This window comes from Streptomyces sp. NPDC029296, assembly GCF_055569255.1.
The window spans coordinates 18,969-31,852 of the sequence record NZ_JBVHXT010000018.1; the positions used below are offsets into that span (position 1 = coordinate 18,969).

The following is a 12,884-nucleotide window of genomic DNA, read 5'->3' on the forward strand; positions in this document are numbered from 1 at the left end:
ACGGTTCGTATACGAAAGCAGCGGGCCGAATCCTTTCGAATTCGGCCCGCTGCCATTTCGCGTGCGCCGCCAGGGACTCGAACCCCGGACCCGCTGATTAAGAGTCAGCTGCTCTAACCAACTGAGCTAGCGGCGCCTGCTGACGTCGTAGACATTAGCACCCTGGTCGCGATGAGGAGAAATCGACGGCCGCCCGGCGGACCGGGCGGCGCCCACGGCCGCCCAGAGCAGCACCTCCGGGCCCGGCAGCCAGGGGTGCCGGCCGTCCGGGGCGACCAGCCAGCGGGCGGCGCCGGGGGTGTCGTCGCAGGTCGGCGGGGCCAGGGGCGGCACGGTCACGGCGTCGCCGGGGCCGTGGCACAGCAGCGGCGGCACCGCCCGCGCCCGCCCGGAGCCCCACTCCTCCCAGGCCAGCAGGGAGGGCAGCCGCTGGGCGGTGCCGGGGGCGGCGAAGAGCAGCGTCCGGCCCCGGAACACGGCGACCGGCCCCGGCCGCGATCCCGCGCCCCACAGCCGGTCCAGCATGCGGCGCCCGAACACCACCGGGGCGCTGACCACGTCGAAGACGGTGCCGCAGGGCAGCACCACCGGGGCGTCCGGGCGCTCCCGCCACAGCCCGAGGGTGCTGCGCGGATGGGCTCCCGCCGAGGCGAGCCAGTCGACGGCGCCGGGGCCGACACAGGTGACGTTCGGGGCACTGGTCGTCATGACACACAGATGTACAGCCTGTCAGCGAGCGGTTCCGCTGAGTTGCGGAAAATCGGGACAGGACCACCGGGAAGGAGTATCTTGCCCGCCCGGCATATGCCCCCGGCCGCCGCGAGAGAAGGCCGGCCGGGTCCCGGGGTGCCCCGGGGGCCGGCCGGCGTCCGCCCGTACGGGGCCTACAGGGAGTCGGCGGACGCCCGCCCCTCGCCCTCCCCGCGCATCAGGTCCCGCCCGAACTCGACCATCTTCCTGGCGTAGTCCTCGGTCCACTCCGCCCGCTCGGCGATGTCCGCCGGGGTCAGCCGGTCGAACCGGCGCGGGTCGGCGAGCTGCGCCGCGGCGACGGCCTGGAACTCCAGGGCCCGGTCGGCCGCCGCGCGGAACGCCTGGGTCAGCTCCGTGGCCCGGGACAGCAGCTCCCGCGGGTCCTCGATCGACTCCAGATCGAAGAAGTGCTCGGGGTCACCGGCCGCCTCCGCGGGCTCGAAGAGCAGGGGCGCGGGGCGTAGCCGCGGTTCGTTGCGACGCGGCGTGGGCTCCGCCATGTCTTGTCTCCTCCTCGTACGGGTCGACGGCACCGCCTTCGGGTGGGCCACCGTCCATTGTCCCGCGCCCGCGCAAGGGGCCGTATGCCGTACGGCGGGGAGAGCGGGGCGCTACGCCTGCACCAGCGGCTCCCGGGTGAACAGGCTGCCCAGGGTCGGCGCGTTCACCCGGCGGTCCGCCAGCCGCAGGCCCTCCCAGACCGTGACCTGGCTGGCGGTGAGGACCGGCTTGGACAGGGCCTTCTCCAGCAGGCCCAGGTGGGCGGCGGTGTGCAGGGCGGTGTCGGGCAGCAGGACGGCCTGGGCGTCCGGGGTGTCGGCCGCGTGCGCCAGGGTGAGCACGTCCTCCTCCCCCCAGGTGGCGACCTCGGCCGGGGAGGCGGTCCCCGAGGAGCGCACGCCGGTCACCTCCAGGCCGCCGGCCCGCAGGAAGTCCGCGAACGGCCCGGCGGCGTCCTCGGGGCGGGTCGTGCCGACGGCGACCCGGCGTACGCCCAGTTCGCGGGCGGCGTGGACGAAGGCGAAGGAGGTGGCGGAGGCCGGCATCCCGGCCAGCCGGGCGAGGGTCCGCACCTGTTCCTGGGCGCCGTCCCAGCCGCGCGTGAAGCCGCCGGTGCCCGCCCACACCACCGTCTCGACCCCGGCCAGCCGCAGCGCCTCCACGCCCTCGGCGAGCCGCTCGGCGGAGTCCTGCCCGGCGAGCGCGGCCACCCGGTGCGCGTCCTCGGCGGGGTCGGTGTGGATGAGGTCCACCCGGATGTCGCTGCCCAGGAGCTGCTCGATGCGCGGGTAGTCGTCCTCGGCGGAGTGGCCCGGGTAGAGGAGTCCGAGTGCGGTCATGTCCAGCCTTCCTGACGATGGTCGGGCGGTACGGCCCGTCCCCGGGCGGCCGTGCCCGGCGGGGGCCCATGGTTGCGGGTACCCCGTCGGCGCGGTGCCGCCCCTCCCTGTGCGCGGCCGTGTTGACGGCGCCGGGTTCCGGTGCGAGCGTGGTCGGTCCGTGCCCGGTCCGCGCAGGTCAGCCTTCGGGAGCCGCCCCGCATGACGCCGTCGCCCCCCACCGTGCTGGTGCTCGACGCCGATCCGCCGCCCCGGCTCGGCCGGCTCACCGGCCGTGCCCGGATCGTGCGCACGGACGCGGCGCGTCTGGCGGAACTGCTGCCGGCCGCGGACGTGCTGCTGGTGTGGGACTTCGCCTCGCACGCGGTGCGCGAGGCCTGGCCGGGGGACGGTCCCCGGCCGCGCTGGGTGCACACGGCGAGCGCGGGCGTGGACCATCTGATGTGCCCGGAGCTGGCCGCGTCCCAGACGGTGGTGACCAACGCGCGCGGCATCTTCGAGCAGCCGGTGGCCGAGTACGTGGCGGCCCTGGTGCTGGCGGTCGCCAAGGATCTGCCGCGCACCCTGGCCCAGCAGCGGGAGCGGACCTGGCGGCACCGGGAGACCCGGCGGGTGGCGGGCACGCACGCGTGCGTGGTCGGCTCGGGCCCGGTCGGGCGGGCCATAGTGCGCGCGCTGAAGGCCCTCGGGGTGACGACGGCGCTGGTCGGGCGCAGGCCCCGGACCGGGATACACGGCCCGGACGACCTGGACCGGCTGATCTCCCGCGCGGACTGGGTGATAGCGGCGGCTCCGCTGACCGGGCGGACGTACCGCATGTTCGACACGCACCGGTTCGGGGTGATGCAGCCCTCGGCGTTCTTCGTGAACGTCGGCCGGGGCGGTCTGGTGGACGAGGAGGCGCTCGCCGAGGCGCTTCGAAGGCGCTGGATCGCGGGCGCGGCGCTGGACGTGTTCGCCGCCGAACCGCTGCCCGGGGACAGCCCGCTGTGGGAGCTGCCGGGGCTGATCGTGTCGCCGCACATGAGCGGGGACACCTTCGGGTGGCGCGATGAACTCGGCGCGCAGTTCGTGGAGTTGTACGAGCGGTGGGCGGCGGGCAGGTCCCTGCCGAACGTGGTCGACAAGACGCGTGGTTACGTGCCCGGCCACTGACCGTTCGCCGCCGTGGCCCGGCGCCCGCGCGGGGCGCGGCGGGGGGCCGGCGGGCGTGGGCCGGGACGCGTGTCACCCGGTCCGGGCGGGGCGGTGACGCATCGCCCGGCCGGGAAAAGCGGGGCGCATAGCCCGATCGCGTCTGGGTAGCCGCGCCGCCATGGCTGCACCACGTGGGATCGACACACACACCAGACGGCCGGCACGCGGACACACCCGGCGCTCCGTGCTCGCGGGCCTCGCGGCGTTCGGCGCGCTGGGCGCGGCGGGCTGCACGCGGGTGGCGTCGGCGTCCGGCGAGGACGGCGGCGACCTGCTGGAGCGGCTGCGCGCCCAGGGTGTCGTCCGGCTCGGGATCGCCGGCGAGATCCCCTTCGGGTACATCGACCGGGACGGCAGGCTCACCGGGGAGGCGCCCGAGCTGGCCAGGGCGATCTTCAAGCGGCTCGGGGTGGACCGGGTGCAACCGGTGCCGACCGAGTTCGGCTCGCTGATCCCGGGACTGAACGCCCAGCAGTTCGACGTGGTGGCCGCCGGGATGTACGTCACCCCGGACCGCTGCGAGCAGGTGATCTTCGCGGATCCCGACTATCAGATGCCGGACGCGTTCATCGTCCGCAAGGGCAATCCGCTCGGGCTGCGCACCTACGCGGACGCGCTGCGCCGGCACGCCAAGATCGCCACCGGGACCGGGTACGCGCAGATCCAGCACGCCGTGGAGGCGGGCTTCGAGGAGGGCGACCTGGTCATCGTCCCGGACCAGGTGGCGGGGCTGAACGCGGTGGAGTCCGGGCGGGTGGACCTGTTCGCGGCCACGGCCGTCACCGCGCGGATGGTCGCGCGGGGCTCCGCCAAGGCCGAGTCGACCAAGCCGTTCGTCGCGCTCGTGGACGGCAGGCCCAAGGCCGACGGCGGCGCGTTCGCGTTCCGGCCGACCGAGACCCGGCTGCGGGACGCCTTCAACGCCGAGCTGCACAAGCTGCGCGAGAGCGGGGAGCTGTACCGGATCATGCGGCCCTTCGGCTTCACCAAGGCGGAGATGACGACCCTGACCGCGAAGGAGCTGTGCCGCCGATGACCGCGGGGCTGTGGAAAATCGTCCTCCAGGGAGTGGGCGTCACCCTTCAACTGCTGGTGTACAGCGCGCTGCTGGCCGCCGTGGTGTCCTTCGTCGCCGGGGCCGCGCGCACCCACCGGTCGCGGCTGGTCCGCTTCGTCGCGGGCCTGTACACCGAGGTGTTCCGGGGCATCTCGGCGCTGGTGATGATCTTCTGGGTGTTCTTCGTGCTGCCGGTCGCCTTCGGCTGGCAGCTGGTGCCGATGTGGGCGGGCACGCTCGCGCTGGGCCTGACCTACGGCGCGTACGGCGCGGAGATCGTGCGCGGCGCGCTGGCGGCGGTGGACCCGGCGCAGCGCGAGGGCGGGATCGCGCTCGGCTTCTCGCCCTGGCAGCGGCTGCGGCTGGTCCTGCTGCCGCAGGCGGTGCCGGAGATGATCCCGTCCTTCTCCAACCTGCTGGTCGAGCTGCTCAAGGGCACCGCGCTGGTGTCCATCACGGGCATGGGCGACCTGGCGTTCAGCGGCAACCTGGTCCGGCTCGCCCTCCAGCAGAGCGCCCGGATCTACGCGTACCTGCTGCTGATCTATTTCGTGATCGCCTTCCTGCTGACCCGCGGGATGCGCGGCCTGGAGCGCCGGCTGAAGGCGGGGGTGGCCCGATGACCTGGGACTGGGGAGCCGTCGCCGACTTCCTGCCGTACTTCGGCAAGGGGCTTGTCGTCACCCTGGAGGCGCTGGCCCTGGGGTCGCTGATCTCGTTCGGGCTGGGCCTGGTGTGGGCCCTGCTGACGCGGGCACCGACCCGGTGGGTGCGCTGGCCGGTGGGGGTCTTCACGGAGTTCGTGCGGGACACCCCGCTGCTGGTGCAGCTGTTCTTCCTGTTCTACGTGCTGCCCGAGGCGGGGGTGACCCTGTCCCCGCTGACCACCGGGGTCCTCGGGCTCGGGCTGCACTACTCGACGTACACGATGCAGGTCTACCGGGCCGGCATCGAGGCGGTGCCGGCGGGCCAGTGGGAGGCCGCGACGGCGCTGAGCCTGCCGGTGCGGCGGACCTGGACGGCGGTGGTGCTGCCGCAGGCGGTGCGCCGGGTGGTGCCGCCGCTCGGCAACTACGTCATCGCGATGCTGAAGGACACGCCGATGCTGATGACGATCGGCGTGCTGGAGATGCTGGGCCGGGCGCGGCTCGTCTCCCAACAGCACTTCCAGTTCACCGAGCCGCTGACGGTGATCGGCGTCGCCTTCGTCGTCGTGTCGTATCTGGCCTCCCTTCTTCTGCGCACCCTGGAGCGACGCCTTGTCCGTTGAGACCCGCAAGCAGCCGGCCCCGGCCGGCACCGCCCCGACCGAGCTGATCCGCCTGGAAGGCGTGACGAAACGATTCGGCGACCACACCGTCCTGGACGGGCTGGACCTGACCGTGGACACGGGCCGGCACGTCACCCTGATCGGGCCCTCCGGGTCCGGCAAGACCACGATCCTCAGACTGCTGATGACCCTCGCCAAGCCGGACGAGGGCACCATCACCGTGGCCGGGCAGCGGCTGTTCCCGGCGCCGGAGAAGCAGGTCCGGGAGGTCCGCAAGAAGATCGGGATGGTGTTCCAGCAGTTCAACCTGTTCCCGAACATGTCGGTGCTGCGCAACATCACCGAGGCGCCGGTCCGGGTGCTCGGCCTGTCGAAGGACGAGGCCGAGGCGCGGGCGCGGGAGCTGCTGGACCTGGTGGGCCTGGCCGACAAGTGCGACATGAAGCCGACCCGGCTGTCCGGCGGGCAGCAGCAGCGGGTGGCGATCGCCCGGGCGCTGGCGATGCGGCCCCAGGTGCTGCTGCTGGACGAGGTGACCTCCGCGCTCGACCCGGAGCTGGTCGCGGGCGTGCTGGACCTGCTGCGGGACATCGCGCGCAGCACCGACATCACGATGCTGTGCGTGACGCACGAGATGGGCTTCGCCCGGGACATCTCCGACCAGGTGCTGATGTTCGACGGCGGCCGGGTCATCGAGGCCGGCCCGCCGGAGCAGATCTTCGGCGACCCGGAGCGGGAACGGACCCGGGAGTTCGTCAGCGCGGTCCGGTGAACGGAGCGAGCCCCTGGCGGGAACCGGCGAGGTCCCGGCGTCGGAACATGCCGTTGGCATATGCCAGTGGATCTTCCGGCCGGTGGGAGCGCGCACACGGAGGGCGTAATCTCGCCAGCTCCCTCTTCCCCGGGGTCCGTCCGCGGCTATCGTGGACACGATCCGACCCGGATCGCGGCCGAGGGGGACCCATGAGTTTCAAGCCGACCGCCCCGTACCACTGCGCCCAGGAAGCCCTGCGCGTGCTGGAGACCGTCTCCCGGCACCCCGCCGGCATCACCGGCACCGAGCTGGCCCGTCGCACCGGACTGCTCCCCGGGCGGCTCACCGGCCTGCTGCGGATGCTGCGCCGCGAGGGCTACGTCCGGGAGATCACCGACGGCGCGTACGTCACCGGGGAGACCCTGCGCCGGCTCGGCTCGGCGCACGACCGGGAGCGGGCCCTGCGCGACACCCTCCAGCACAACCTGGAGCGGCTGCGCGACGCGGTCGGCGCGGCGGTCTATCTCAGCCGGTACGTGGACGGCGAGGTCCGGGTCACCCAGTACGCGGCCGGCCCGGCCACCCCGGCGGTCAACGAGTGGGTGGACTTCCGCTGCTCCGCCCACGCCACGGCCGCCGGCAAGAGCCTGCTGACCCAGCTCGACCCCGGCGCCCGCCGCGAGCACCTCTCCCGGCACAAGATGGCCCGGCTCACCTCGCGCACGATCACCAGCGACAAGCTGCTGCTGTCCCGGCTGGAGTCGCAGCCGCCGTCGGCGCCGGTGCTCGACCTCCAGGAGTACGCGGTCGGCACGGTCTGCGCCGCCGTACCGGTCACCGCCGGCTCCACGGTCGGCTGCCTGGCCCTGTCGCTGCCGGTGCGGGACGCGCACCGGCTGAAGCGGGCCGCGGACGCCCTGAACCGCAACGCGGCGCCGGTGCTGCTCTCGCTGGCGATCTAGGCGCCGCCCGGTCACGAGCACCCCTCGGGACCGGGTAGTATTCTCTTCGTCGCCGGCCGCGGGAAGCACAGACCCGAGGCAGGCGGGAGTCACGCGCCGCTAGCTCAGTTGGTTAGAGCAGCTGACTCTTAATCAGCGGGTCCGGGGTTCGAGTCCCTGGCGGCGCACCTGGGAAGGGCCCCTCGCCTCGGCGGGGGGCCCTTCGGCGTGCGCTCAGAAGGTGACGTCCGAGCAGGCGTAGAACGCGTTGCCCGTGTCGGCGATCGTCCACACCGAGACGATGACGTGGTGCCCGCTCAGGCCGGACGGCAGGGTGCCGCTGTGGCTGAGCGTGGACGGCGGCTGCTGGCCGCCGTAGGGCACCGTCAGGAACGGCGTGAGGTTGAGGTCCGAGCGGGCGAGGTTGTGGTCCTGGTTCCAGCCCGGCTTGGTGATGTAGTACTTGAAGTCCGTCGTGGCGTGCCTGGCGGTGAACTGCCAGCGGAAGGCGTACGACTGGCCGCCCGTCACCTTCGTGGTGGGCCAGGCCGCGCCGGACGGCGTCTTCGGCGCGCTGAGCTGGGAGAACTGGCCCAGCCCGGCGTTGCAGATCTGGCCGTCGGCGGGTCCGCCGGCCGGGAAGCCCTTGCGGCCCTCGACGCTCTGCGGCTCCCACTGGATCTGGCCGCAGTTGGTCACGGTGCCGTTCTGGCAGAGCTTCTGCCTGCTGATGGGGAGATCGGTGTAACCGTGGCCGCTGGCACCGCCGGTGGAGAGCGCGAACGCTCCGGCGGTCACCGCGCCCAGTACGACCGCGGACAACTTGGTCTTGGTGCGCATGCTGCCGCTCCTGGGGAACGTGGGGAGTTCGGTGAGCCGTGCAGGTAGGTCTAGACCAAGACTCAGATTATGGCCGTTAGTTGAACATGTCCATACCAAACGCGAGAGCGTCGGCCGCCGCCGCTACACCGGTTCCCCGCGCCCCGAGCAGAACGCCACGGTCAGGTCCCGGACCAGCACCTTGCGGTCGTAGTCGTCCAGTTCGACCAGACCCCGCGTGGTCAGCCGGGTCACCGTGTCCTCCACCGAGTCCACCACCGAACTGAGCAGGCCGGCCCGCTGCCGGGCGTCCAGCGCGGCGATCCGGCGCCGGTGCACCGCGGCGGCCACCTCGGGTGCGTACTCCACCCGGACCGGCTGCACCGAGAACACCTCCACCCCCACCGGCGCGGTCTCCTCGGCCACCAGCCGGGTCAGCGCGTCCCCCGCCGCCGTCGTCCCGCCGCGCACCCCGCCCGCCGGCTCCACCGGCACCCGGGCCAGCGCCGCCTCCACGCACTCGCGCAGGTACGTCTCGTGGTCGTCGATGCCGAGCAGGGCCCGCGCGGTGTCCCGCACCCGCCACACCACCAGCACCACCACCCGCAGCGCCATCCCGTCCGGGTCCACCGCCGGCATCGCCTCGCTGCGCCAGTGCCGCAGCCGCACGTCCACCCGGCGGCGCGGCAGCAGCGGATTCACCCACAGCAGCCCGGTGCGCCGGACCGTCCCCCGGTACCGCCCGAACAGGCCCAGCACCCAGGCCCGCCCGGCCCGGCCCCGGGCCAGCCCGCCGAACCCGGCCGCGCCCAGCAGCCCGGCCCCGGCGTACGCCGCCCAGTGGGCCGGGCCGGGACCGGAGCCCGCGGGCGCCGGCAGCCCGAGCGCCTGGGCCGCCGGCAGCAGCCCCGCCCACCAGGTGGTGGCCAGCGCGCCGGTGAGCCCGCAGGCGCCGGCGAGCAGCCCGGCCGCCCCGGGCAGCACCCGCGCCGGGCGCTCCGCCAGTCCGGCGTCCACCTCCGGCAGCGGCCGCCTGCGCACCGGCACCGGGCGGCCCGGCCGGGGCTGCTCGCCGGTGACCCGCCGGCGGGTCACCACCGCCGGTCCGAGCGGTACCCGCACCGGGTCGGGACCGTCCCGGAAGAGCAGGTGGACGGGGATCTCGGTGGTCGCCTCGTTCTGGATCAGCCGGGCCGGCCGGACGCCGGTACCGTCCGACTGCCCCTCCGACTCGGGCGGGGTGTGGGATGTGGTCGTACTCATGCGTGCTCCAGCCTCCGCGCCAGACGCGTCATGAACAGGGGGTGGACGAGAACGTGCCCGGGCCGGCCGGCGGTCCGGAGGAACAGGGGGTCGGGCGCCCAGGGGGTTCAGGCGAACAGACGGCGCCAGGTCTCCGGGCCCGGGAAGCCGTCGGCCGCGCCGCCCCGCCAGCCCTGGGCGCGCTGGAACGCCTCCACGGCACGCCGGTCCGCCTCGCCCCAGCGCGGGCCCGGGCCGTGGGCGTAGAACCTGCCGTACCCCCGCCGCACCAGCCGGGCGCCGAGCCGGGTGACGTGGTCGTTGACCGCGCCCGGCCGGAAGAAGGCCCGGCCGGGGTAGCCGGGCACCCCGTGCGAGGCCGGGCCGATGTCCTTGCCCCGCCCGGTGGTCAGCGGCTCCCGGGTACGCCGGCCGGGCAGCCCGTCGGCCTCGGTACCGCCGGCCGCCCGGGCGCCGGCGGCGCCCTGGGGCAGGCCCTTGTAGCGGTAGGGGACGTACTTGTCGGCGTTGCTCCGGTAGGGATAGGGAGTGGCCTGGCTGCGGGCGTGCGGGGGTGTCTGCTCGTAGGCCGTGTAGGAGGTGTGCGTGTGGTCCGTCCAGCCGCCGAAGATCACGACGTGCGAGCCCTTCTCCGGGTTGTCGGGGTTGTGGAACAGCAGGATGTCCCCCGGTTGCAGCTCCGCCTTGGTGATCTTCGTGCCGAACTGGCCGAGGCTGCCCGTCCACTCGTTGCCCGGCAGTCCCCAGGCCATCGACACATAGCCCGAGCAGTCCTGCCGGTAGCCGTCGGACCAGTAGGCGGTCATGCTGTACGGCACCTTGGCCGCCACCCAGGTCTTGGCCCGTTTGATGATGTCGGTCCGGGTGGTGGCCGGGACCGGCTCGGCGGGGGTCTTCTCGGGGCCGTCCGGCCTGCCGTACAGCGGGCCCCTGGGGCCCTGCGGGGTGACGGGCTCGCCGTCGCCCGGCAGCGCCTCGCGGTGCGGGGCCCGGCCGGGGGCGGCGACGGCGACGGCCGGGGGGACCGCGCCGAGGGCGGCCGCGGCGGCGGCCACCACGACGACACCGCGGGCCGCGGGGCGGGCGCGGCCGGGGCGGGGGGTGGGCCGCCGGGCGAAACGGCAGCCGGGGCAGGGGCAGTCGCTCGCGGGGCCGACTTCCTCGAACATCGGAGCGGTCATGCGATCTGCCTCACATTCGGGGTGATGTGTCCGCGCGTGCACACGTTGATCAGTTTCCCAACCCCCCTGGAATCGCGCATTCTGACGGTCCGAATGATGTACGCGGGCCCTCCGGACGACGTATGGGACACCCGGGCGTGGTCCGGAGCACCCCGGCAGGTCGGGTAGAGTTTTCCTCGTCAGCAGGCGCCGCTAGCTCAGTTGGTTAGAGCAGCTGACTCTTAATCAGCGGGTCCGGGGTTCGAGTCCCTGGCGGCGCACCGACCGGAAAGCCCCTCGCGCGAGCGGGGGGCTTTTCGTCTGCCCTGGCACCCGATTGGCCGGATACGCTCTGGCCATGGCAGCCCGGGACCTTCAGGAGCGGATCAAGAAGCTGATCGTGGACCGGCGGCTGCCCTCGGGCGCCCCGCTGCCCACCGAGCCGGAGCTGATGCGGCTGCTGGGGGCGAGCCGGAACTCGGTGCGGGAGGCCCTGAAGGCGCTCCAGGCGATGGGCATCGTGGAGATCCGGCACGGTTTCGGGACGTACGTCGGCTCGATGTCGTTCGCGCCGATGATCGAGGGGCTGGCCTTCCGGACCGTGGCCGGCCACTACCGGGGCGAGGACTCGCTGCTCCAGCTGCTGGAGCTGCGCGAGGCCGTGGAGACGGGGCTGGTGTCACGGCTGGCCGGGCGGCTGCCCGAGGCGGACCTGGCGGAGCTGGACGCGCTCGTGGACCGGATGGAGCGGGAGGCCGCCGAGGGCACCGGGCTCGCCGAGACCGACCGCGCCTTTCACGCCACGCTGTACCGGGGGCTGGACAACGTGCTGCTCGGCGAGGTGCTGGAGGCGTTCTGGGACGCCTTCCACCGGGTGCAGCGGGACCTGGCGGCGACCCCCCGGGACCCCCGGCTCACCTGCCGGCAGCACCGGGAGATCCTGGACGCGGTGCGGTCCGGGGACTCCCTGCGGGCGGAACGCGCCATAAGGGACCACTTCGGCAACCTCCGTGCCCGCCTGTCCCGGACGCCCGAGGCCACTCCCTGACCGCTCACCCGGACACGCCGGTCAGGTACGAGGAGACGACCACGTTCGCCGTGTAGCTGCCGGTGGCGCGGTCGAAGGACCCCCCGCAGGTGATCAGGCGCAGTTCGGCGCGGCCCGGCCGGCGGGGCCCGTAGGCCGCGTGGGCGTCGAAGCCGGCGCGGGGCAGGACGCGGATGTCCTCGACGGTGAACTCGGCGACCTTGCCGTCCGCGCGGACCACCCGGACCGTGTGGCCCGGCTTGAGGGTGCTGAGCCGGTAGAAGACGGCGGGCCGGGTCGTGGTGTCGACGTGGCCCACCAGCAGGGCCGCCCCGGCGGCGCCGGGCCCGGGACCGGCGCGGTACCAGCCGACCACGCCCGGCTGGTCGTAGGGCGGCGGGTCGATCGCGCCCCGGGCGTCCAGGCCGCGGGCCACCACCGGGGCCTGCACGCCCAGGGCGGGGATGTCGACGCGCTGGGGCACCGCGCCGGCCAGGGGCCGGGCCGCGCCGGGCAGCCGGGCGGGGTCGGCGGCCGGGTCCGCGGCGAGGACGCCGCCCGTGGCGGGGCCGTCGGCGCCGTGCGACCCGTCGCTCACCTCGCGCCCCCACAGCCACAGCCCGCACAGCAGCAGCGCCCAGGTCAGGGCGGTGACCAGCCGCCCGGTGCCGTCGCGCCCCCGCTCGCCGGACACGGGCGGTCAGCGGGTGCCGCGCGTGCGGCGGGCGCGCAGCCCGACGGCCAGCGCGGCGAGACCGGCCAGCGCCAGGCCGGTCACCGCCTGTCCGGTGTCGGGGCCGGAGCCGCTGGTGGCGACCGTGGCGAAGTGCGCGGTGCCGCCGCCGCCCGCGGGGACCGGGGCGACGGGCGAGGCGTCGGTGGAGACCGGGGCGACGGGCGCGGCGGTCCGGGCGCCGTCCGGGCCGCCGACCGTGAGACTGCCGGTGATCACCCGCTCGCCGCAGCCGACCTTCACGGTGTAGGCGCCCGGTTCGAGGCCGGAACGGACCCGGGTCTCGCCGGTCAGGGCGCCCCGGGCCCCGGTCAGCCGGGCGTCGGAGACGAAGGCGGCCGAGGCGGCGGTGCCCTGCTCGCCCGTGCAGCCCTCCGTGCGCACGGTGAGGCCGGCGCCGGGCGCCGGGGAGGCGGGGATCACGGCGACCGAGCCGCCGCCGTCCGCCGTGTCCGCCGCGTGGGCCGCGGGAGCGGCCGCGGTGACCGCGGCGGCGAGGATTGCGGTACAGACAGTGAGGCGTAGTGAGCCCATCGTGAACCTCCAGTTATTCAGGAGGCTCCCCCGCGC

At 74.3% G+C, this 12,884-nt stretch carries 15 protein-coding genes and 3 tRNA genes; 9 read left to right on the forward strand and 9 right to left on the reverse strand.

The genetic code is table 11. The annotated features are described in order from the left end of the window. Positions 1-62 precede the first annotated feature (62 nt). The 4 genes from ACZ4W9_RS17545 to ACZ4W9_RS17560 form a co-directional block, all read right to left on the reverse strand. Positions 63-136 (reverse strand) — tRNA-Lys (locus ACZ4W9_RS17545). Then, a complete protein-coding gene (locus ACZ4W9_RS17550) occupies positions 127-708 on the reverse strand; it encodes a bifunctional DNA primase/polymerase (protein ID WP_467936555.1) in 582 nt (193 codons plus the stop codon). Before ACZ4W9_RS17550 ends, ACZ4W9_RS17545 begins: the two co-directional genes overlap by 10 nt. A 176-nt stretch (positions 709-884) precedes the next feature. Next, positions 885-1,253, reverse strand: a complete 369-nt coding sequence (locus ACZ4W9_RS17555; protein ID WP_467936557.1) for a hypothetical protein — start codon at positions 1,251-1,253, stop codon at positions 885-887. Positions 1,254-1,364: 111 nt separating this feature from the next. Further along, entirely contained in the window at positions 1,365-2,093 is a 729-nt protein-coding gene (locus ACZ4W9_RS17560; protein WP_467936559.1) for a maleate cis-trans isomerase family protein, read from the reverse strand. A 201-nt stretch (positions 2,094-2,294) separates the two neighbouring features. Here ACZ4W9_RS17560 and ACZ4W9_RS17565 point away from each other — a divergent pair, with 201 nt between their 5' ends. The 7 genes from ACZ4W9_RS17565 (at position 2,295) to ACZ4W9_RS17595 (ending at position 7,500) form a co-directional block, all read left to right on the forward strand. Beyond that, entirely contained in the window at positions 2,295-3,248 is a 954-nt protein-coding gene (locus ACZ4W9_RS17565) for a D-2-hydroxyacid dehydrogenase (protein WP_467936561.1), read from the forward strand. A 160-nt stretch (positions 3,249-3,408) separates the two neighbouring features. After that, entirely contained in the window at positions 3,409-4,326 is a 918-nt protein-coding gene (gene ehuB / locus ACZ4W9_RS17570; protein ID WP_467936563.1) for an ectoine/hydroxyectoine ABC transporter substrate-binding protein EhuB, read from the forward strand. Continuing rightward, positions 4,323-4,970 (forward strand): ectoine/hydroxyectoine ABC transporter permease subunit EhuC, encoded by a 648-nt coding sequence (gene ehuC / locus ACZ4W9_RS17575; RefSeq protein WP_467936565.1) that lies wholly within the window; start codon positions 4,323-4,325, stop codon positions 4,968-4,970. Before ehuB ends, ehuC begins: the two co-directional genes overlap by 4 nt. Continuing rightward, on the forward strand, positions 4,967-5,617 hold the full coding sequence (gene ehuD / locus ACZ4W9_RS17580) for an ectoine/hydroxyectoine ABC transporter permease subunit EhuD (protein ID WP_467936567.1): 651 nt from the start codon (positions 4,967-4,969) through the stop codon (positions 5,615-5,617). Before ehuC ends, ehuD begins: the two co-directional genes overlap by 4 nt. After that, positions 5,607-6,389 carry an ectoine/hydroxyectoine ABC transporter ATP-binding protein EhuA gene (gene ehuA, locus ACZ4W9_RS17585; protein WP_467936569.1) on the forward strand — a complete coding sequence of 261 codons (783 nt, stop codon included), beginning with the start codon at positions 5,607-5,609 and terminating at the stop codon, positions 6,387-6,389. The genes ehuD and ehuA overlap by 11 nt, the downstream gene beginning before the upstream one ends. A 191-nt stretch (positions 6,390-6,580) precedes the next feature. Beyond that, positions 6,581-7,333, forward strand: coding sequence for an IclR family transcriptional regulator (locus ACZ4W9_RS17590; RefSeq protein ID WP_467936571.1), 753 nt, complete (start codon positions 6,581-6,583; stop codon positions 7,331-7,333). Positions 7,334-7,426: 93 nt separating this feature from the next. Next, positions 7,427-7,500: transfer RNA gene (locus tag ACZ4W9_RS17595), tRNA-Lys, on the forward strand. A 46-nt stretch (positions 7,501-7,546) separates the two neighbouring features. Here ACZ4W9_RS17595 and ACZ4W9_RS17600 read toward each other — a convergent pair. The 3 genes from ACZ4W9_RS17600 to ACZ4W9_RS17610 form a co-directional block, all read right to left on the reverse strand. Continuing rightward, positions 7,547-8,152, reverse strand: coding sequence for a lytic polysaccharide monooxygenase auxiliary activity family 9 protein (locus tag ACZ4W9_RS17600; protein ID WP_467936573.1), 606 nt, complete (start codon positions 8,150-8,152; stop codon positions 7,547-7,549). 123 nt (positions 8,153-8,275) lie between these two features. Continuing rightward, the gene (locus tag ACZ4W9_RS17605) at positions 8,276-9,394 is read right to left on the reverse strand and encodes an SPFH domain-containing protein (RefSeq protein WP_467936575.1); all 1,119 of its coding nucleotides are present in this window, start codon (positions 9,392-9,394) and stop codon (positions 8,276-8,278) included. Positions 9,395-9,501: 107 nt separating this feature from the next. Next, positions 9,502-10,575, reverse strand: coding sequence for a peptidoglycan-binding protein (locus tag ACZ4W9_RS17610; protein ID WP_467936577.1), 1,074 nt, complete (start codon positions 10,573-10,575; stop codon positions 9,502-9,504). Positions 10,576-10,761: 186 nt separating this feature from the next. Here ACZ4W9_RS17610 and ACZ4W9_RS17615 point away from each other — a divergent pair. Then, positions 10,762-10,835, forward strand: a tRNA-Lys gene (locus tag ACZ4W9_RS17615). Positions 10,836-10,912: 77 nt separating this feature from the next. After that, on the forward strand, positions 10,913-11,602 hold the full coding sequence (locus tag ACZ4W9_RS17620; protein ID WP_467936579.1) for a FadR/GntR family transcriptional regulator: 690 nt from the start codon (positions 10,913-10,915) through the stop codon (positions 11,600-11,602). A gap of 4 nt (positions 11,603-11,606) precedes the next feature. Here ACZ4W9_RS17620 and ACZ4W9_RS17625 read toward each other — a convergent pair whose 3' ends face one another. Then, complete coding sequence (locus ACZ4W9_RS17625) at positions 11,607-12,275, reverse strand: class F sortase (RefSeq protein ID WP_467936581.1); 669 nt, start codon at positions 12,273-12,275, stop codon at positions 11,607-11,609. A 6-nt stretch (positions 12,276-12,281) separates the two neighbouring features. Then, entirely contained in the window at positions 12,282-12,848 is a 567-nt protein-coding gene (locus ACZ4W9_RS17630; RefSeq protein WP_467936583.1) for a hypothetical protein, read from the reverse strand. Positions 12,849-12,884: the final 36 nt, after the last annotated feature.

Excerpts from the sequence above, each read along its gene's own strand:
- ACZ4W9_RS17550 (WP_467936555.1), bottom strand. The coding sequence starts at position 708 with ATGACGACCAGTGCCCCGAACGTCACCTGTGTCGGCCCCGGCGCCGTC.
- ACZ4W9_RS17555 (WP_467936557.1), bottom strand. The coding sequence starts at position 1,253 with ATGGCGGAGCCCACGCCGCGTCGCAACGAACCGCGGCTACGCCCCGCG.
- ACZ4W9_RS17560 (WP_467936559.1), bottom strand. The coding sequence starts at position 2,093 with ATGACCGCACTCGGACTCCTCTACCCGGGCCACTCCGCCGAGGACGAC.
- ACZ4W9_RS17565 (WP_467936561.1), top strand. The coding sequence starts at position 2,295 with ATGACGCCGTCGCCCCCCACCGTGCTGGTGCTCGACGCCGATCCGCCG.
- ehuB (WP_467936563.1), top strand. The coding sequence starts at position 3,409 with ATGGCTGCACCACGTGGGATCGACACACACACCAGACGGCCGGCACGC.
- ehuC (WP_467936565.1), top strand. The coding sequence starts at position 4,323 with ATGACCGCGGGGCTGTGGAAAATCGTCCTCCAGGGAGTGGGCGTCACC.
- ehuD (WP_467936567.1), top strand. The coding sequence starts at position 4,967 with ATGACCTGGGACTGGGGAGCCGTCGCCGACTTCCTGCCGTACTTCGGC.
- ACZ4W9_RS17590 (WP_467936571.1), top strand. The coding sequence starts at position 6,581 with ATGAGTTTCAAGCCGACCGCCCCGTACCACTGCGCCCAGGAAGCCCTG.
- ACZ4W9_RS17600 (WP_467936573.1), bottom strand. The coding sequence starts at position 8,152 with ATGCGCACCAAGACCAAGTTGTCCGCGGTCGTACTGGGCGCGGTGACC.
- ACZ4W9_RS17605 (WP_467936575.1), bottom strand. The coding sequence starts at position 9,394 with ATGAGTACGACCACATCCCACACCCCGCCCGAGTCGGAGGGGCAGTCG.
- ACZ4W9_RS17610 (WP_467936577.1), bottom strand. The coding sequence starts at position 10,575 with ATGACCGCTCCGATGTTCGAGGAAGTCGGCCCCGCGAGCGACTGCCCC.
- ACZ4W9_RS17620 (WP_467936579.1), top strand. The coding sequence starts at position 10,913 with ATGGCAGCCCGGGACCTTCAGGAGCGGATCAAGAAGCTGATCGTGGAC.
- ACZ4W9_RS17630 (WP_467936583.1), bottom strand. The coding sequence starts at position 12,848 with ATGGGCTCACTACGCCTCACTGTCTGTACCGCAATCCTCGCCGCCGCG.